Below are 19,730 nucleotides of genomic sequence, written 5' to 3'. Positions count from 1 at the left end.
ATGGCTGGCATGACGACTAAGCATCAGCTTCGGCTTCAAATTTTTCTCCAAAACGATCCGTGGCCACTACTTTTACCTTTTTAACCGATGGGCTAAAATGGGCTAAAAACAAATGGTCTGTAGACACCGGCTCAACAAATGGTCTGGGGTTTGGCAATTTATCACCCTGGTACAATTTTACCGATAAAGGATCGAATCCATCCTGAATGGCCAGAGCGCCCATCGCCTTTCCGTCTAAAAAGTATTCTACTTTCCATTCAGGATCATAATTCCAAACATTTGCGATTAGTCTTTTTTGATTGGTAAGCGTATCTACGTAGATACTCAACTGTTTTTTACGGTCTTCACCGGTTGACTTATAATACCATTTCAACGCTGTTCCATCTACCTCATAAACACCATAACCACGCGGTGTCCCGTCGCCACAAATGGGACCTGTCCACCAGCCACCACATACTGTACCATGGTTATGTTCATAAATGCCGTTTTTAATTACATTTTTATTAAAGTGTGTATGGCCGGACATGATATGCACATTTTTGAAATCTTTTAAAACAGCATAAAAATCATCGTTGTTTTTTACCGAGTTATGTACAGGAATATGTAGGCAAACAATAAGGAGAGCATCTTTCGGAACAAACTGTAAATCTTTAGCCAGCCATGCTAATTGTGTTGGGGTAATGTAACCATCATAAGTCCGCTCTACACCAAGGTAACGCACGTCATCTAAAATTACATAGTGGGCCTTTCCCCTATTAAAAGAGTAATAGGTTGGCCCGTAATGTGCCTGAAATGTACGGTCTGAAGTATCGTCATCACCCATGCGGTAATCCATATCATGGTTACCCAGGCATTGGAAAAACGGAATACCAATCTGTGCAATTGCCTCATCATACGCTGGAAAAAGCACTAAGTTGTCCCATACCAGGTCACCTACACCAATGCCATGAACAGGTGTTTTTCCCATTCCTTTTACTACCTCACGCGTATCTGGCACCGAAGTTTCCATCATTTGTTGCACATCTTTTTTGGTTTTTACCTGTGGATCGGCCCAAATGATAAAATTGTGTTTGTTGTCATTCTGTTTTAGTGGTTTGAGATCGAAGTTTAGTTTACCTGCCGTATCTGGCTTATAATAATGGCGGGCAATGCTGCTTTCGGTCTTAAATTCATAACCTGATGGTGTACTGATCCATACAAAGCGGGCCAGTTCGTGAAGTTTTAGTTCGTAATTACCACTTCTGTCAGTTTGTACTACGCTATAGCCGTCAGAAATGACAACGCCGGCCAGGGCTTTACCTTTACTGGTTACAGTACCGCTTACCAGGCCATCAACAGCGAATAACGATGAGGGAAAGGATTTTAAGCTAACAAATAAAGTGGAGGTTAATAAAGTTGATTTTTGTATAAATGATCTTCTGTTCATGTTGACGTAAAATTGGGATTACAAGCCACAAAGAAAACCCAGGGCTTTCTTTGTGGTTAGGATAGTTTATTTCAATCTGGTTGGTGGAATGGTGTCTGTGCGGATATATTCTCCGGTCACCGCATTTATAATTCTCACCAAAGATGTGCCTTCAATATCTTCGAGGGTTGATGAAGTATTAAGGTCAATATCCGATTGGCTTCTGGCTTTGACCCATTTACCCAATGATGGGTTGTAAATACCACCAAGTTTATTCCAGAAACCTTGATCGGCAGGAAGCTGATAATTGAAGCACAACGTATTTTCACCGCTTCTGTAATATGGTTGAGGGGCAAGTGTAATCGGATTGATCTTATCGTAAAAGTCGGTATTGGCAATTTTGTAGCCTGCCGAAGGCGCATTGTACAAACTGCCGCCACTACCTATAAAAATCACATCTATTGGTGCCGTATTCACGTTAACCGTTGTACCTTCAAAAATGGCAAAGCCTGAGGCATTTCCCGAGTTGGCAAATAACCCTGATGTATATAAACCAAAACCATCTCCATTACCTGCAGGTGCTTCAGCAGGAGTAGCTAAGGTATAATTTTTTGCCTTGATCCAATTGGCAGATGCAATTGATTTTGATTTTGATCCATTGATCATTTTAGAAGATCCGCCTACATAAAAGAATGTGCCCTTTGCTGCTTTACCAGAAGTTAAATCAAATTTATAGGTTCTGGCTACTAGTCCTGTCGGGTTTTTCAATGCGTCAGCACCCGTTGCCCACCCTTTTATCGGGAATACACCTGTTGGCGATGATGCACCTGCGTTGTTTGTTACTACTACGCAGAAAGGAGTCACCGAAAAATCAATATCCCTGGTGGCCATAAATTGCATGTATTCATAATTTCCATCACCGCCCTCAGCATCAGCCATATAACCTGTTATAATAGCCGAAGCAATATCTGGTGTAGAACTTAAAGCAACCGCATCTTTGATGGTACGCATTCTATGGTGCGGTTTTAACGTTCCGTTTGCGGTAACGGTGTTAAAAATGATTCCGTAATAATTTCCGTTGAAATTAAGTCCGCCCGTGTTGGCAAAAGTGGCCGTTGCCTCCGTGTGCAGGGTAAAATTATCAAAACCGTCGTTGATGGTTTTATCACCCGCATAAGTATCATTAGGGCCGGCGCCAGGCTCAAATCCAGCTTTTACAATCGCAACCAGGGTACTTTCGTAATCGTTAGGTTTGGCCAGGATAAAACTACTTCCTACCCGGTTGGGTGGAATCGGCACATTGGATGCGATTTTGGTAACCGCACTGGCCGGAACACCCGTAACCTGCAAAATTCCATCTACCCTTTTTAAGACTCCACCTTCAACTCTTATCCCAACAGAGTCGCCCGGAACATATTTCGAGGCATCAGCACCGATGGCAACAGAGATACCTCTAATTAAGCCTAAACGTCGCCTGTCCTGTATAATAAGTAAGCCTTCAGGCAGGTTTTTACCCGAATGGTCTGATATCACTACGCCGGTTATGCTGCTCGATCCAAACATGTTCTCATTGGTAAGCGTAACATCTGATCCTTTATAAAGGTTCCTTAAATCATATAGCGGTACATAATCACCAATCACACCACCAGGATAATTTGATTTTTTACATCCAGACCAGGTTAAGGCCAGTGACAGAAAAGTTAAGCTATAGAATATTATCTTTTTCATTTTAATCATTTTTAATTGTGTGTTAAGGTTTTTGCCACCATACGTTGGTATTGATTGCGTCAGGTCCCTGTTCTGCTACGGCCAGTTGGTAATTTGTTGGATTTGCAGACTGTACATACACCGGATAAGTCATCCGTGCCGGCATTACCCCGCCATTTCTTAACCCCGGTCCTTTTGGCAGAACCGGATGGCCGGTACGGCGGTATTCGAACCATTGCTGCATATCAACAAGAAATAGTGCAAAGTACTTCTGCAGGTGTATCTGCTCCATTTTACCTTCCGTAGATTGGGTATTGTCCCAATCGATATCCGCATCGGTAACATATTTGGTAAATGCTGCTGATGTAGTTGAAGTGGTAAATGCAGGTACCCAATAGTTAATGGCATTGGCAATGCCGGCATTATAATAATTGGCCGCTGACCCTTTGATCCAGCCTTTTACTGCAGCTTCAGCCAAAATAAACTGAAGCTCCGCATAGTTCATCAAAATGCCTGTTTTAGGCGATTGCTGTAAAGATCTGGCACCATAGGTGCTGCTGCCAAGGGCCTGATCATATGAATAAAAATAAGCCTGTTTTACCACCCCGGCACCAACGGCATAACCGCTTGGCACACCTGAATATCCTTGTGGCCCCTGCGCAATTCCTAACCGGTTTGCTCCTCCATCACCATTTGGCGAATTGGCATCAATACGCGGATCAGCCCAGTCTCTTAAATGCTCAATAAAAAAACTTCCAATTGCCGGAGATCTGAAATCCTGTACCCTAACCCCATTTACATAAGGATTTACATAAGGATCTGTTCCGGTTAAACCAGTCCATGGTAAAGTTGCCGATTCGCTATTGTTTGCCATGACCGGATAATTACCAGGATTGGTATCTACAATTTCTTTGATCTTGGCAATTGCCTGTGCCGAAACTTCCGGTTTGCCCGATACCCTCAGCAATAATCTTAAATACAGTGAATTACAGAATTTCCGCCATTTGGCTATATTCCCTTTAAATACCGGATCGCTTGATGGGGTTATCGCAACGCCTGAACTTAACAAGGTATTGGCTTCCTCCAGTTTTTTAAACATATCCAGATAAATATCTTTCTGTTTATCAAACTTAGGTTCTAAAACGCCGCTGCTGCCCTGGTTGGACTGAAAATATGGGATATCGCCATAAGTGTCTGATAACATAGAGTAAACCCATGATTGGCAAACCAAAGAAATGCCCTGATATGATTTGTTTTCCATGCCGGGTTTACTTGCTAATTTGTAAATATCTTTAAAGTTGGTAAGCTGAACATACCAGGCATTCCATAAATAGTCAGAAAAGGTGCTTCTGTATTCGTACCTAAAAACGGTTCCGTCACCATCGCTGATACTAACCGTTACCTGCATCAGTTCGTTATTAAAATTACGGTTACGAACCATTCCGCTGGTTAAAGTATTCACCAGTGCTGGAGCCAATAATTTATCAGGTGTGGTGGACAGGATATTGATCGGATCGGTGTTAACTTCCTGAAAGTTTTTATCGCATGATGAAAGTGTAGTAGCCGATACCATTAAACCTGCAATAATTTTATATAGATTCTTTTTCATGTTTTAAAAGATTATATGCCAATTGATAAATTGAAACCAAAAGTTCTGGTTGATGGGAACTGACCGATCTCAAAACCGGTAACGATATCAGAACCGCTAAGCGTTCCAAATTCCGGATCAAACATCGGCCATGGCGACCAGATGAAAAGATTACGGCCATAAACCCCAAAAGTTGCGGAGGAGAGACCAATCCTTTTGAGAAAACGTGGATTGAACCTATAATTTAAAGAGGCTTCCCTAAATTTAATAAAATCGGTACTGAAAGTACTGCCCTCTGCGTTATCCGTACCGGCATGCGAGCGGTAATATTCATCAATATCATAAGCAACTGTTGTATTTGGCACATAAGAGCCATCCGCCAGCTGAACTACTCCATTACCTATAATACCATTATACCTTCCCGGCAGTGTGCTGGTTAATTTACCCTGCTCAACCATTTTGTAGTTTAATAAAGAGTGTGCAACGGCGCCTATCTGCGCATCAAACAGCACGTTTAAACTGATATTTCTATAAGCAAAAGTACTTCCGATACTGAATTTGTATTTAGGCATGGTATTGCCCAGGTAAACCACGTCATTGGTTATTTTGGCAAATCCTGTGGTAGCATCGTAAACTACATTACCCTGTGGATCGCGCACATAGCCCCTGCCATATAAATCACCCATACTACCGCCCACCTTAGCCACAATCTGGCCACCTGCAACCGGACCGGTACGCAGGATAATCGAACTATCTGTTAAGGCTTTAATTACATTTTTGTTCGAAGCAAAAGTGGCATTCATGGTCCATTTAAAACCGCTTTTAGTAACAACAGGTGTTCCATTTAAGGCTACTTCAACACCACTATTGTTTACCTGCCCTGCATTGATCAATGCCTGGTTATAGCCTGTTGAACGGTCAATAATTCTGGTTAGAATCTGGTTTTTGGTATTTCCGGCGTAAACAGCAACATCAAAACCTAACCTGCCCTTAAATAAACTTACTTCAGTGCCTACTTCATAGGCGGTAGTTTTAAGCGGTTTTAAGTTCTCGTTTGGTAAAATGGTTGGATTTACAAGTGAGCTGTCAGGATAAGTGCCATTAGACGCCAGTGAATAGGTATAGGCTGTACGATAAGGCGTGGTGCCACCGCTACCAACCTGTGAAACTGATGCCCTTAACTTAGCAAAGCTGACTGCTTTAGGCAGTTTGAAGAATTCTGAAAGCACAAAACTGGTGCTGATTGCCGGATAGAAAAACCCAACATTATCTGTCCTGGTGGTTGTAGCCAATACACTGCTCCAGTCTTTACGTCCGGTAAGCTCCACATACCAGTAGTTTTTGTAGTTGGTAGATAAGACTCCATAAAAACTATTGATCCTATATCGGCTGGTATCCGGGATAGAAATTAAAGGATACAGATTGTTGGTTAATTCGTAAATATCCGGTACGATCAAACCATCGGCGCGTAAATCTGATTTGTTATATTTATTTCTTAACTCACTTCCACCAAAAGAAGCATTGATACTAAAGTTTTTATTGATTTTTTTATCATACCTCAACAAGAAATCGATGTTGGTTTCCTGCGCATTGATGTGTTGTTGCCGGGTTGAACCTTTAGGTAACCGGCTACCGGCATCGTACGGACGATCCTGCGCGCGCCTTTCGTTTGAATAATCAATACTGGACCTTAATAATAGGCTCAGTTCCTTTGTAAACTGATAGCTAGCCTGAATATTCGCCGTGATGTTATTACGTCTTGTCCTATTGATAAACTCGTTAACAACTGCATAAGGGTTCTCAGGAAATGAACTGAACGGATATTTGATGACCTTATTTTCCTGTCCGTTTGCCCAATAGTTTTTGATCCAGTCCAAACTTGCATTCGGTTGCCAGAAAATAAACCAATACATCAACGATTGATTCCCATAACCTGCACCAGGTAAGTTATCGCTAAAGCGGTTGCCATAATTGATTTTCGTGGCGATTTTTAATTTAGAGGTTACATCGGTATTGGTAGATAAGGTAAGCGTGGTACGCTCTATGCCAGTGTTGGGTACAATCCACGTATTGTTCTGGTTGGTAACCGAAAAGCGGGCTGTGGTATTTTTATAGCGGCCATCTAAACTCAGGGAATTGGTTAAATTATCGCCCGTGGTAAAGAAATCCCTGATCTGGTTTTTATAAGGTACCCAGGGTGTTCTGGTTTTACCTGCAGTTTGTGTAACCGGATCGTACTGGAAAAACATCTGACCATCAAAACGCGGTCCATAGGCAGAGCTGGTTCCGCTTGTACTTGCACCATCAGCACTTGCACCATAAGAATAATAGGCTGCACCATCTAATCCCTGGCCATATTCATATTGCATATCAGGCCAACGGTTTACCTGCTCAAAAGACCCGTTGGAAGTGAATCTGATGTTTACCTTCTTGTGTTTTGAACTTCCTGATTTGGTGGTGATAATAATGGCACCATTGGCGCCGCGCTGGCCGTATAAGGCGGCAGCTCCTGGTCCTTTCAATACCGTTACACTTTCAATATCTTCAGGGTTGATGTCGTTAATAGAGCTTCCGTAGTCAGCCGGCATATTATCACTCCCGGTTCCATACACCCCATCAGAACTGTTGGCAGTACGTCTACCGCCGGAATTATTGATTACTACTCCATCCAGCACAATCAAGGCTTCGTTATCACCTGTCAGGTTGTTTTCGCCCCTTAAAATGATTTTGTTTGAACCCGCCGGGCCGCTGTTGGATCTAATCAGGTTTAAACCGGCAACCTTGCCTGAAAGTGCATCCGTCCAGTTGGTAGAAACGGCTTCTGTTAACTGGTTGCTATCAATTTTTGTTACTGCATAGCCTAATGCTTTCTCCTGCCTTTTTATACCTAAAGCGGTAACTACCACTTCATTTAACGAATTGTCAGCTTGTACCAATTTAAAATTAACACGTGTAGTTGTGCCAACGTTAACCTTTACCTGCTGCTTTCTGGCAACTTCATAAGAAATGAATCTTGCTTCAACAGTATAAATGCCTTCGGCTACATTCAGGTTATATTCACCGTTGTTATTGGTTTGCCCAAGGATATTCAGTTCAACAATTTTAATGGTAGCAGCCGGAATAGGTTCGTTGTTTTCATCAACAACCTTACCGCTAACTTTACCGGTGTTGGTGTTTTTTGCCGTAATAATGATATTCCCTGTAGAACTGGCCTTATAGGTAAAGGGCATTCCTTTTAGCAGCAGATCAAGTATTTCAAAAAGCGATCTTGTCCCTCTGGAAACATAAATCTTTTTCTGATCGTTGAGCTGGTTATTGTTATATGCAATATGATTGCCGCTCAGCTTTTCTAAATTATCGAAAGCTTTTTTTAGGGTGATGCCGTCCGCTTCGAATAAAAATTTCTTATCGCTTTGCGCATAGGTATTTAGAGAGAAAGAGAGCAGATTTAACATGATTATGGCCATAATTACCATAATTCTTGTGGGATACTGATGGAAAACTTTAATCCATCGGGTATTAATTTTCATATCTTTACTAAGTTTTACTTTGTCAAATGAGTATACAGTTTTCAGGGCTTGAAATGTGTCCAGCATTTCGAGCCAATTTTTGGTTTAGTAATTTTATATCATATCTATCTTTATAGTTTGCCGTTAATAAATGATTAGTTTATTTTCATAGATGGTATATTTTGAGTCGGAAAGCTTAGCAATTACATCCATAATCTGCTTAACTGAACATTTATCAAATTTTGCAGTAAGTTTTACGCCTTTTAAAGCCTCCTTTTTAATTTCGACATCAAGATCATACTCACGGGCGATCACCTCGGCTATTTCGATCAGGGGTTTATCGTGGAAAAAGATTTTGTATTCCCTCCAGCTGTCATAATCAACCGCATTTACCTGATGTTTATTAGCCTGTCCGTTACTGCTGTCGATGCTGAGTTGTTGATTTGGTAAAAGGAACCGTACAGGGGCGGCTTTACGTTTATCTTTAAATAAAACTCCCACTTTACCCGTTTGTACGGTGATGGCGATATTTCCTGAGGACGGATAGGCATTGATATTAAATGAGGTGCCCAGCACGGTGGTGCTTACTTTTCCTGTATGTACAATAAAAGGCTGCTTGCTGCGGTGCTGTACATCAAAAAAAGCTTCACCCGATAGGTAGACAATACGTTTACCGGTATTAAAATTTAAAGCGTACCGGATTTTACTATCCCCGTTTAAATAGATGTTGGAACCGTCGGGCAAAGTCACCAGTCTTTTCTGTCCACGTGGATTGTAAATTTCATGGTAAGCAATGGTTGTGGTTTTTTTGGGATGAGAACGGGTAAGATAAAGTATTGGCAATACAGCAATCACCAGAATTGCGGCAGCTATTTTAAGATAGCGCTGGTATTTAATTTTCTTGATTAGCGGTGGTTGTTCAGTATTACTTTCAATATGTTGTTGGATGGCCAACCAGCTTTTTTGCTGGTTAACAGGTTTGTTAAGCGAATGATCTGCCGCTTCAAAAGCTTTTAGGATTTCCCTGAAAATCTGCTGGTTTTCCTGGCTACTTTCTACCCAGGTCAATAAATCAGTTAAATCTTCTGTGCCGATGGTTTTCTTGCTGTAATCTTCTATTAATCTGTAGTAACGTTCGTCCATTTAGTGATGCGGTTCTGAATGTAAGACAGATTAATGCCTGCTGATACGTAGCGAAAAAGATCAAGTTATTGTTAACAAATCGTTAAGTATAAAGGGTTGCGTATCGACCCAAATCAGTTCATGAGTTGAAGGCGTATTTCATCAGGTAATATGAATGTTTTCGGTTTGGAAATGAAAGGTCAGCAATTCATAGCCCTTGTCGACCTACAATTAATGGACACCTACACGGGTGAAATAAACCCGATTGTCTGGAGGAGAGCTTCCGATTCCTAATCGAAACTCGTACCAAAAAGCGCGGCTGAAGACCCCTATGGAAAACTGAACCAGCCTTTCCAAAAACTAATACAAATAATATTTGGATGAATGATCTTTTTAGGACGATTGCGTTCAAACCTATGCTTCTCCAGAAATAACGACATAGAATTAAATAGCCGATCGGTCCGCAGTAAGCAATCTGAAGTTTTTCACGGCCTGGTATAGTAATGTTTCTACCGTTCTGGTCGTTATTCCGAGTAAATCGGCAATAATGCTTTTTTCCATCATATCTATGCGGCTCATTAAAAGCACCTCCCGTTGTCGGTCGGGCAACAGTTTAATCAGATCCATAATCTCGGAGTAAGATTCCCTGCTGATAAGCTGCTCATGCGGGTTTAGATAAGTATCAGGATAATCAAGGGTCTCTTCACGGTCGTTGATACTTAATATATGGAATTTTATACGTTGAACTTCATTAAAGGCTAAATTTTTTGCAGCAGTAAACAGGTATTTTTTGATGGATCTGATCTGCAAATCGTGTTTTTTGTCCCAGAGCTTCATAAAAAGATCCGCAATAAGCTCTTCGGCCCTATTGTAGTCTTTAATATAGATCGAGGTAAATTTACATAAAGCAGGATAATACCTGTTAAAAAGCGCTTCAAATGCCAGGCTGTCTCGATTGATCATCAGAGACATTAAGTCTTCATCACTTTTGCTTAAATATACATCCTTCATCTTGCGAGCAAAAGTAGCCCGCTAACGTTACGGTAATATTAAGCAAACTTTTACTTTAGGTTACCTATGTATTAATTGTGTTGGATTGGTAGTTGAAAAAGTGTTTCTTATACAGCCTGTTCAAAGAAAAATTACGCTCCAGAATGATCAATCCTACAACAGGGAATATCAGGAGTTCGATAATGTTAAAAATGTAAAAGAGATAACCAATTACCAGTATTAACCTGAAGCATTCCAGATAATAAATCCATTTGCGCTGTTCCAGTAATGCCCCTAAATTAATCAGCGTAAGCAAAATAAATGTAGATATGGCTACTTTGTTTACCAAAGTTAACGAGTTGTAAAACATGGTAGTGCCTGTAAGCATGGTAACAATGCCAATTAACTGTATATTTAAATAGGTTTTAAACCTGGGTTTGCCCTGATGGTATTTTTTTTGCTGAGCATAACGTTCCTCCAAAACAGGCCTGATAGTTTGATCCATTAATGCCGGACTGCCAAAAATAGCATTCCACTTGGCTTTAAACCCGTTTGCACGCTTATAGGCCTCTCCTATTTCCAGGTAATAATGAAAATGCTGCCAAAGGAAACTATAACTTTTGATAGGATGGGTTAAGCCATATTTTGGGGCCTCTTCTTCTTTTTGGAAAGTACCAAAAAGTTTATCCCAAAAAACAAACACATCACCATAATTTTTATCCAGGTATTTCTCATCGGACGCATGATGAACGCCATGTAAAGAAGGCGTAATCAATATATTTTCCAGCCAGCCTAATTTACCCACTAATTGTGTGTGTGTAAAAAATGAGTAGGCCCCGTGAGCCAAAAGTATAGTAATGATCATAGTCGGGTGAAAACCCAATAAGGGTAATATACACCAGAATACATTACGGAAAATGGCCTGGATGGTGGTAATCCTCGCGGCTGCCGACAAATTAAATTCTTCGCTCTGGTGATGTACAATATGTGCAGCCCATAAGAAATTAATTTCATGACCCAACCTATGGTACCAATACCAAACAAAATCGGTTGAGAGCAGCAGCAATATCCAGACATACCAATGAGTAGAAATCTCGAAAATCGCATAGTTGGCATACACCCAGTTATAGACCTGGTAAAAACTGGCCGCGATAAACAAATTCAATAACCTTTCGGCAATGCCAACACTAAAATTTGCTACCGTACTCTCATATTTGAAGATTTTAGTTTTCTTTTGGCATTTGGCAATCTTAAATTCAATAAATACAAAAATAAAAAAAGCTGGAATAGCAAAGGCAAGGTAATTTACCGTCATAAAATTTATATCTTTTTATGTTAACGGGACAAACATAAATATATTCTATTAAATACATAGATTTTATAGTTTATTTTGTTTGTGTAAATCAATCTTCATTTAATGTTTGCCATTTTAATTTATTTGTAGAACTTCGGAATTATAAATAAAGCAGTATGGCTACAGAGAAAAAAATTGAAAACAACAATATATTATCGATAGATATTGGTGGTACAAGTATAAAAACGGTTCTTTTGGATGAAAGCGGCAATATGCTTAATGAATATGTAAAAAGTAAAACACCGCCCGAAGCTACACCAAAGGATATCGTAAACGGAATTGTAGATCTGGTTAAGCCTTTTCCGCAAACTTATAACCGCATTTCCATTGGTTTTCCGGGCTATGTTAAAAATGGTATCGTTAAAACTGCACCGAACCTGGCGAAAAATAAATGGGAAGATGTAGATCTTGCACAGCGTGTTGCTGATGTACTGGGGCATCCCGTGCGCCTGGTAAACGATGCCGATCAGCAAGGCCTAGGTGTAGTGGACGGAAAAGGTTTTGAAATTGTTTTTACTGTAGGAACAGGTTTTGGAACGGCACTATTATTTGATGGTGAACTACTGCCGCATTTGGAACTGGCGCATTTCCCGATTAACAAAGAAGAAGATTACGATGATTATATCGGGAATAAAGCTTTTGAAAAAATTGGCGCTGAGCGCTGGAATAAGCGGTTAAAAAAGATTATCGAAATTTATAAAACAGTTTTCAATTACGATACGCTCTATATTGGCGGTGGCAATTCTAAACACATCGATTTTAAATTAGAAAACAATATCAAACTTGTAACCAACAGAGACGGGATTAAAGGAGGTGCTAAACTTTGGAAACTGGCCGATAAGTACAATATTTTCACCGTCGAACCTAAAAAATAATAACCTTTTATTACAATCTTTTAACAACAATAAGTCCGATATTAATTTGTAAACCCTAATTTTGGGTATATTCTAAAACACAAAAAATGGCAAATAACGATTCTGAAAAATATAAGTTGGGAATGATCGGTTTAGGCACAATGGGCCGAAACCTGTTGTTAAACATGGCTGATAAAGGCTTTTCCGTAACGGGGTATGATAAAGATAGCAAAATGATTGCTAAACTTGAAGAAGAAGGTAAAGCACATCAGCTGGAAGGCTTTAATGATATTGAAAGCTTTATCTCTAGTTTACAAACCCCGCGTACCCTGATTTTATTGGTACCTGCAGGCCCGATTGTAGATAGCGTTATTGCCGAATTAAAACCGCTTTTAAGCAAGGGAGACATCATCATCGATAGCGGAAATTCACATTTTACCGATACCAACCGCCGTGTTGATGAGTTAGAGAAAGATGGCTTACATTTCTTCGGAATGGGTATTTCTGGTGGTGAAGAAGGTGCACGTTTCGGTCCGAGTATGATGCCGGGCGGCGATAAACAAGCATATAATGTGGTTAAGGATGTTTTTGAAGCTGTAGCTGCTAAAGTAGGTACCGATCCCTGCGTTACCTACATTGGCCCGGGTGCTTCAGGCCACTTTGTTAAAATGGTACACAATGGTATCGAATACGCGATTATGGAGCTTATTGCAGAAGTTTATGGCATCCTTAAAAATGGCTTAGGTTATTCCAATGAAGAAATTTATAAAGTATTTAAAAAGTGGAACGAAGGCAGATTGCAATCATTCTTATTGGAAATTACTGCTGAGATCTTCTTGTTTAAAGATACAGAGACAAAGAATGACCTGCTAGACCAGATTAAAGATGAAGCGCGTTCAAAAGGCACCGGAAAGTGGACTTCGGAAGTTTCAATGGAACTTCAGTTACCTATACCAACCATTAATGAAGCTGTTTCTAACCGCGATTTATCTAAGTTTAAAGCCTTAAGGGTTTCTTTAGAAGAAGCATTTGGTAAAAATGATACCAAAATTGCGGTTACCGTTGAGGAGCTGGAAGATGCATTTTACTTTTCAATGATCAGTGCTTATGCGCAAGGGATGCATTTGTTGGTGCAGGCATCAAAAGAATATCAGTACGATTTACAGTTGCAGGAAATTGCCAAAATCTGGCGTGGTGGCTGTATCATCCGGGCTAAATTCTTGGAAGATATTTATCAGGCTTATGATAAAAACAATGCTCTGGAACATTTATTCAGTGATGCAGGTATTCAAAATATCATTAAAGATACTTTAAAGGGTACCCGTAATACAATTTGTGCCAGCATAAATGCTGGTTTAGGCATCCCTGCTTTTGCATCTACCCTAACCTACTTTGATACTATTACTACCGGCAGAATGCCTTCAAATTTAATCCAGGCACAACGGGATTTCTTTGGTGCGCACACTTTTGAGCGTATTGATAAAGATGGCGTTTTCCATGCCGATTGGAATAAATTATCTTAACCTAATAGACACACGAACAAAATATAAGATGAAAGCCAAAACCGCATTAAACCCTACCATTTTTGTAATATTTGGTGGAACAGGCGATTTAAATAAAAGAAAATTAGCACCAGCGCTATATAACCTGTTTATGGAGGGCTATATGCCTGAAAAATTTGCCATTATAGGTACCGGAAGAACAGAATTTACCGATGACAGTTATAAAACTGCATTGGAAGAAGCGGTAAATGACTTTTCTCGTAGCGGGAAAGTTAAAAAAGACAAATGGGAAGATTTCGGAAATACGATCCATTATTGCCCTACCGATTTTGCTGAACCGAAAACTTTTGAAAATCTAAAAGCTGCCGTAGAAAAATATCAAAAAGAGTTTGGTGCTGGTACCCAGGTCATTTACTATCTGGCAGTGGCGCCTAATTTCTTCCCTATTATCGCGGAGTGTTTGCAGAAATATAAATTAACGCAAGATGAAGATAATAGCCGCATCGTTATCGAAAAACCTTTTGGCCATGATTTAGAATCAGCAAAAGAGTTAAACGCATTGTTAAGCACCATTTTTACCGAAAAACAGATTTATCGTATCGATCATTATCTGGGCAAAGAAACCGTGCAAAACATGATGGCTTTCCGTTTTGCCAATGCTTTGTTCGAACCATTATGGAACAGATCTTATATCGATCATGTCCAGATTTCAGTAACCGAACAGTTAGGTGTGGGCGATCGTGGAGGTTATTACGAAGGTTCGGGTGCTTTAAGGGACATGATCCAAAACCACCTGTTACAATTGCTCTGTTTAGTTGGAATGGAAGCACCAATTAATTTTGATGCCGATGAAATCAGAAACCGCAAGGTAGAGGTATTAAAAGCAATGCGTCCTTTTTCTGCTGAAGATATCCGTTTTCATACAGTTCGTGGCCAGTATAGCAAAGGTTGGGTTGAAGGCAAGGAAGTTCCCGGCTACCGTCAGGAAAAAGGTGTTGATCCGCACTCCAATACCGAAACTTTTGCGGCAGTTAAATTCCATATCGATAACTGGAGATGGCAGGGTATCCCTTTCTATTTAAGAACAGGAAAACGCTTAAACCAAACTTCATCATTAATAACGATCCAGTTTAGAGATGTGCCACATCAGATTTTCTCTTCAGATGTAACTGAAAATTGGCAGCAAAACAGGTTGGTGATCAGCATCCAGCCGGAAATGAGTATCCGCATGCAGGTGCAGGCCAAAAGACCTGGATTAGACATGGTATTGAATCCTGTTGATATGGTATTTGATTATAAAGGCACTTACGAGGGTGATACACCGGAAGCTTACGAAACCTTGTTATTGGATGCCATGATGGGCGATCAAACCCTGTTTATGCGAGGCGATCAGGTAGAGGCAGCCTGGGAACTGGTGATGCCGATTTTAAATACCTGGGAAAGCAAGAAGTCGATCAACTTCCCTAACTACCCTGCTGATAGCTGGGGACCTGAAGAAGCTGAAGCACTTATTGCAAGAGATGGTTTCCACTGGTTTAACCTGCCATTAAAGAATAAGGAATAATTTATCCACGGCACGTCACCCTGAACCGAGCTTTGGCGAGTTCACCGAAGGTAATTTAGTTCAGGGCCTTTTTGGGATAGATGCTGAAATAAATCCGATAGCTATCGGATCAGCATGACGACTTTATTATTGATAAAATGAATCTACTCATATATAAAACATTAGAAGAACTAAACCAGGATCTGGCAGATTATGTAATCAAAATTGCAGAAATGTCTATCGAAGAAAACGATCGTTTTAATTTCGTACTTACAGGCGGTAGTTCTCCTAAAGCGCTTTATCATCTTCTGGCTACAGAGGGGCAGCACAGGATCGATTGGGAAAAAGTATATTTTTTCTTTGGCGATGAGCGCAACGTTCCGGCCAGTGATGATAACTACAATGGATTAATGGCCAAGAAAACTATTTTAGATCCGTTGGGTATTAAAGAGGATCATATTTTTTATGTAGATACTACTTTGGCACCGGAAAAAGCGGCTATTGAATATAAAAAAGCAATTGATCAGCATTTTAATGGCGAAGACATTGTTTTCGATTTAATCCTGCTAGGCATGGGCGATGACGCGCATACCGCTTCGATTTTTCCGCACACTACATTGGTGAAGGATGAAGAAGTGAATGTAGCAGCTGTGTATGTGGAAAAACTAGATACTTATCGCATTAGTTTTACTGCACCATTAATTAATAAAGCAGATAATGTTGCTTTTCTCGTTTTTGGAGAGAATAAAGCCGAAGCACTTAAACATGTAATTGGCGATACAGAAAAAAATCCTGATCTGTATCCCTCTCAGCTAATCGATCCGATTGACGGTAAATTAACCTGGTTTGTAGATGTAGCTGCGACTAAGTTGCTGGAAGATTAATGAAATGTGCATTCGGATGTTACCATCTGAATGTATAAGACAGGATTTTCTGAATGTCAGCTGGTAACATCTGACACCACAGATCGAAAAATTAGCGTTTAAATGTGAAGTCGGATGTTACCATCCGAATGTATAAGCCAGAATCGTCTGAGTGTCAGATGGCAACATCTGACACCACGGAAGGGAACAAATCAGTTTTGAATGGGCTGTCGGATGTTACCATCCGACAGTTCTTAAACCATATTGGTCAGGGTATCAGACGGAAACATCTGACGCCCTGGTTACCTAATCCAACTTCTCTTCAATCAGCAATTTAATAATACCATCAGCCATACCCACCTTAGGTACATAGATCTGTTTTATACCTGTCCACTTCATTAAGGTTAAATAAATCTCGCAGGCCGGGATAATCACATCTGCACGATCGGGATTTAAACCCAATACATGAATCCTTTCTTTCAGTGAATAACTGGTTAATTTATTATACATCGAATTCAGTTTCTGCAATGATAAAGGTGCATTTTCCTTTTCATCAGACATGCGGAACAATTTATTGATATTGCCACCTGTACCTATGCCTGCTAAATGTTTATAGGTTTTGGTATGCTCCTTAACCCAATCTTTCATCTCTTCCCAGGTTTCTTCCTTATCCTGGTTATCAAGCATTCTGATCGTACCGATATTAAATGATCTCGATGCCTCCGGCACACCCTTTACAAAAACAGATAACTCGGTACTACCGCCGCCCACATCAATATACAGGTAATTTTTATTTTCGTCTAATGCTTCTTCAATGTGGTTGGCGTATATGATATTGGCTTCGCGTTGTCCCTCAATAATTTCTAGAGTAATGTCTGCTTCTTTTTTAATCAGTTTAACAATATCTTCACCATTTTGGGCCTCGCGCATGGCAGAGGTTGCACAGGCCAGGTATTCAGAAACATGGTAAACATCCATCAGGTTTTTAAAAGCAATCATGGTTTTTACCAGATCGGCTGATTTTTTCTCCGAAATATGTTGGTCCAGAAATGCATCATCGCCCAATCGTAGGGGCACACGTATAAGCGTATTCTTTTTATATTTATATTTTCCGTCTTGTTTGCTGATATCGGCAATGAGTAACCTCACCGCGTTAGATCCGATATCGATAGCTGCGTATCTTAACATTATGATTGATGCTTGGTTTTTAAATAGTTATAAATATCCACCTGCGCCCTTATTTTTTTACTTAATCTGTTTTTATGATATTTATTGCTGTTAGTGGCATTTATTTGTCTTGATTTGGTATTATCTTGCAGCTGCAGATCAATGATATCTTGTATTTCCTGTTTAATATCATGATCCAGCACCGGAAAGCCAACCTCAACACGATGTTCAAAGTTTCTGCTCATTAAATCTGCAGATGATAAATACATGTCGTTTTTGCCGTTGTTTCCAAAAATATATACCCTTGCATGCTCCAAAAACTTATCGATAATACTAACCGCAGTAATATTTTCACTAAACCCCTTTACTCCTGGTACCAGGCAACAAATCCCACGGATAATAAGCTGGATTTTAACCCCGGCATTGCTCGCATCATAAAGTTTTGATATAATGCCTTCATCGGCCAAACTGTTTACTTTTAACATGATATAAGCAAGTTTACCTTGTTTGGCATTTCTGATTTCGCGGTTGATAAAATTAACCAGTTTAGAACGGCTCTCCAACGGAGAAACAATCAAATGCTTGAAACCTTTGGTTACGGTACGCTTATTTAGCGCATCAAAAAGTTTAACCAGATCATTGGTGATCTCTTTCCTGGCGGTGAAAATGCTATGATCGCAATATAAACCTGCGGTTTTTTCATTGAAATTCCCTGTTGCCAGGTTCGCATAGTATACCGCTTTATCTTTTTCTATCCGTTTAACCAAACAGATTTTAGAATGTACCTTATAATCTGTTAAACCATAATTTACTTTAACACCCTCTTCCATTAACCGGCTTGTCCAGTAGATATTGGCCTGTTCATCAAAACGAGCTTTAAGTTCTAACAGAACAGACACGTTTTTGCCATTTTTAGCGGCATTGATTAAGGCGTTGATTACTTTTGAGTTTTCGGCTAAACGATATAGGGTGATTTGTATTTCCGTTACTTTCGGATCAATGGCAGCTTCACGTAAGAACAAAATAATATAATCGTACGATTGATAGGGTAAATTGACCAAATAATCACGCTGTGCAACTTTATTGAACATACTTTGCGTTCTATGCAGATCATGAACCTTTAACGGTACATTTGGTGCATACTCCAATTCCTTTTTGCCCACATTCGGGAAAGCAATAAAGTCGCCGAATTTATGGTAGCGGTTACCCGGAATCAAACTTTCGGCTTCCAGTTTAAGCTTGTTTACCAACACGGTAAGCATATTCAGTGGCATGGCCGAATCGTAAAGCAAGCGCATCGGCTTTCCTTTTTTTCGTTTCTCTAAGCTGTTTTTTAAATCATCAATAAACTTGTCACTAATGTTTTTATCAATATCCAATTCAGCATCGCGCGTCAACTGAATGGAGTAAGCTTCCAGATTATCGTAAGTGAAAACATAAAAAATATCGTCTAAACAATATCTGATGATGTCTTCGGCAAGAATAATAAACTTTAAATCGTTTGTTTCGGGCAGTACCAAAAACCGGGGTAAATTGGGCGGAATTTCAATAAGTGCATATTTCTCTTTAACTTTTGTATCTTTTTTAGAAAGTTTGACAAAAAAGTAAAGGTACCGGTCTTTCAATTCCGGAAAAGGTTTATCCATATCAAGCATGATCGGAACCAGGTTGGATAAAATTTTATCCCTGAAATGATTTTTAACAAATTCTCCCCTGCTTACATTTAGCTGTGTGTCGTTTAAAATAAAAATCCTGTTTTGAGCAAGTTCGTTAATTAAAGTAGCCTGAAACAGCTGGTCGAATTTTCTTTCCTGTTTAACAACAATATTTTTAATCTCATTCAGAATTTTTTTCGGGTTAAATCCTAAAAGTGCTTTGGCTTTATCGTTCAGATTGGTGAGCCGGCTAATAGTGGCCACCCTAACCCGATAAAACTCTTCTAAATTGGAAGAATATATAGATAAAAATTTAATCCGTTCAATCAGCGGAACTGTTTCATCGGCTGCTTCCTGCAGTACGCGTTCATTAAAGTAAAGCCAACTGATTTCGCGGTTAAAAAATGGAATCTTCTTATTGCTCATCTAAAAAAATAAAAAATCCCTGCCAAAACAGGGATGTTCAAAACT

Annotated in this window: 13 protein-coding genes; 4 read left to right on the top strand and 9 right to left on the bottom strand. The window is 39.8% G+C overall.

All coding sequences use genetic code 11. The features are described 5' to 3' along the window. Window positions 1-16: 16 nt before the first annotated feature. From ACFE6N_RS12845 to ACFE6N_RS12815, 7 genes are all read right to left on the bottom strand, one after another. Window positions 17-1,426: a calcineurin-like phosphoesterase C-terminal domain-containing protein gene (locus ACFE6N_RS12845; protein WP_378937016.1), complete on the bottom strand. Its 1,410-nt coding sequence runs from the start codon at window positions 1,424-1,426 to the stop codon at window positions 17-19. Between the two features lie 66 nt (window positions 1,427-1,492). Beyond that, on the bottom strand, window positions 1,493-3,133 hold the full coding sequence (locus ACFE6N_RS12840) for a DUF5689 domain-containing protein (protein ID WP_378937014.1): 1,641 nt from the start codon (window positions 3,131-3,133) through the stop codon (window positions 1,493-1,495). A gap of 22 nt (window positions 3,134-3,155) precedes the next feature. After that, window positions 3,156-4,721 carry a SusD/RagB family nutrient-binding outer membrane lipoprotein gene (locus tag ACFE6N_RS12835; RefSeq protein ID WP_378937012.1) on the bottom strand — a complete coding sequence of 522 codons (1,566 nt, stop codon included), beginning with the start codon at window positions 4,719-4,721 and terminating at the stop codon, window positions 3,156-3,158. 11 nt (window positions 4,722-4,732) lie between these two features. After that, window positions 4,733-8,230: a SusC/RagA family TonB-linked outer membrane protein gene (locus ACFE6N_RS12830; protein ID WP_378937010.1), complete on the bottom strand. Its 3,498-nt coding sequence runs from the start codon at window positions 8,228-8,230 to the stop codon at window positions 4,733-4,735. Window positions 8,231-8,353: 123 nt separating this feature from the next. Then, window positions 8,354-9,352 (bottom strand): FecR family protein, encoded by a 999-nt coding sequence (locus tag ACFE6N_RS12825; RefSeq protein WP_378937008.1) that lies wholly within the window; start codon window positions 9,350-9,352, stop codon window positions 8,354-8,356. A gap of 423 nt (window positions 9,353-9,775) precedes the next feature. Next, on the bottom strand, window positions 9,776-10,294 hold the full coding sequence (locus ACFE6N_RS12820) for a sigma-70 family RNA polymerase sigma factor (protein ID WP_378937006.1): 519 nt from the start codon (window positions 10,292-10,294) through the stop codon (window positions 9,776-9,778). Window positions 10,295-10,406: 112 nt separating this feature from the next. Further along, on the bottom strand, window positions 10,407-11,636 hold the full coding sequence (locus tag ACFE6N_RS12815) for a sterol desaturase family protein (protein ID WP_378937004.1): 1,230 nt from the start codon (window positions 11,634-11,636) through the stop codon (window positions 10,407-10,409). Between the two features lie 155 nt (window positions 11,637-11,791). On the opposite strand from ACFE6N_RS12815, the gene ACFE6N_RS12810 reads away from it, so the two are divergent. From ACFE6N_RS12810 to pgl, 4 genes are all read left to right on the top strand, one after another. Continuing rightward, the gene (locus tag ACFE6N_RS12810; protein ID WP_134203531.1) at window positions 11,792-12,550 is read left to right on the top strand and encodes an ROK family protein; all 759 of its coding nucleotides are present in this window, start codon (window positions 11,792-11,794) and stop codon (window positions 12,548-12,550) included. 86 nt (window positions 12,551-12,636) lie between these two features. Beyond that, window positions 12,637-14,052, top strand: coding sequence for an NADP-dependent phosphogluconate dehydrogenase (gene gndA, locus ACFE6N_RS12805; protein WP_378937002.1), 1,416 nt, complete (start codon window positions 12,637-12,639; stop codon window positions 14,050-14,052). A 28-nt stretch (window positions 14,053-14,080) separates the two neighbouring features. Then, window positions 14,081-15,595, top strand: coding sequence for a glucose-6-phosphate dehydrogenase (zwf, locus tag ACFE6N_RS12800; protein WP_378937000.1), 1,515 nt, complete (start codon window positions 14,081-14,083; stop codon window positions 15,593-15,595). A 137-nt stretch (window positions 15,596-15,732) separates the two neighbouring features. After that, a complete protein-coding gene (pgl, locus tag ACFE6N_RS12795; protein WP_090979030.1) occupies window positions 15,733-16,458 on the top strand; it encodes a 6-phosphogluconolactonase in 726 nt (241 codons plus the stop codon). 285 nt (window positions 16,459-16,743) lie between these two features. On the opposite strand, the gene ACFE6N_RS12790 is transcribed toward pgl, so the two are convergent. Together ACFE6N_RS12790 and ppk1 are read right to left on the bottom strand one after the other, a co-directional pair. Beyond that, the gene (locus ACFE6N_RS12790; RefSeq protein WP_378936998.1) at window positions 16,744-17,625 is read right to left on the bottom strand and encodes an exopolyphosphatase; all 882 of its coding nucleotides are present in this window, start codon (window positions 17,623-17,625) and stop codon (window positions 16,744-16,746) included. Beyond that, window positions 17,625-19,685, bottom strand: a complete 2,061-nt coding sequence (gene ppk1 / locus ACFE6N_RS12785) for a polyphosphate kinase 1 (RefSeq protein WP_090979036.1) — start codon at window positions 19,683-19,685, stop codon at window positions 17,625-17,627. Before ppk1 ends, ACFE6N_RS12790 begins: the two co-directional genes overlap by 1 nt. Window positions 19,686-19,730 lie beyond the last annotated feature (45 nt).

The organism is Pedobacter sp. BG31 (assembly GCF_042464845.1).
GTDB classification, from domain to species: domain Bacteria; phylum Bacteroidota; class Bacteroidia; order Sphingobacteriales; family Sphingobacteriaceae; genus Pedobacter; species Pedobacter suwonensis.
Note: the sequence above shows the minus strand (reverse complement) of the source record. Positions and strands in the feature narration are given on the sequence as shown.

What these genes read in the sequence shown, in the direction of transcription:
- ACFE6N_RS12845 (WP_378937016.1), bottom strand. Translation starts at nt 1,426, where the DNA reads ATGAACAGAAGATCATTTATACAAAAATCAACTTTATTAACCTCCACT.
- ACFE6N_RS12840 (WP_378937014.1), bottom strand. Translation starts at nt 3,133, where the DNA reads ATGAAAAAGATAATATTCTATAGCTTAACTTTTCTGTCACTGGCCTTA.
- ACFE6N_RS12835 (WP_378937012.1), bottom strand. Translation starts at nt 4,721, where the DNA reads ATGAAAAAGAATCTATATAAAATTATTGCAGGTTTAATGGTATCGGCT.
- ACFE6N_RS12830 (WP_378937010.1), bottom strand. Translation starts at nt 8,230, where the DNA reads ATGAAAATTAATACCCGATGGATTAAAGTTTTCCATCAGTATCCCACA.
- ACFE6N_RS12825 (WP_378937008.1), bottom strand. Translation starts at nt 9,352, where the DNA reads ATGGACGAACGTTACTACAGATTAATAGAAGATTACAGCAAGAAAACC.
- ACFE6N_RS12820 (WP_378937006.1), bottom strand. Translation starts at nt 10,294, where the DNA reads ATGATCAATCGAGACAGCCTGGCATTTGAAGCGCTTTTTAACAGGTAT.
- ACFE6N_RS12815 (WP_378937004.1), bottom strand. Translation starts at nt 11,636, where the DNA reads ATGACGGTAAATTACCTTGCCTTTGCTATTCCAGCTTTTTTTATTTTT.
- ACFE6N_RS12810 (WP_134203531.1), top strand. Translation starts at nt 11,792, where the DNA reads ATGGCTACAGAGAAAAAAATTGAAAACAACAATATATTATCGATAGAT.
- gndA (WP_378937002.1), top strand. Translation starts at nt 12,637, where the DNA reads ATGGCAAATAACGATTCTGAAAAATATAAGTTGGGAATGATCGGTTTA.
- zwf (WP_378937000.1), top strand. Translation starts at nt 14,081, where the DNA reads ATGAAAGCCAAAACCGCATTAAACCCTACCATTTTTGTAATATTTGGT.
- pgl (WP_090979030.1), top strand. Translation starts at nt 15,733, where the DNA reads ATGAATCTACTCATATATAAAACATTAGAAGAACTAAACCAGGATCTG.
- ACFE6N_RS12790 (WP_378936998.1), bottom strand. Translation starts at nt 17,625, where the DNA reads ATGTTAAGATACGCAGCTATCGATATCGGATCTAACGCGGTGAGGTTA.
- ppk1 (WP_090979036.1), bottom strand. Translation starts at nt 19,685, where the DNA reads ATGAGCAATAAGAAGATTCCATTTTTTAACCGCGAAATCAGTTGGCTT.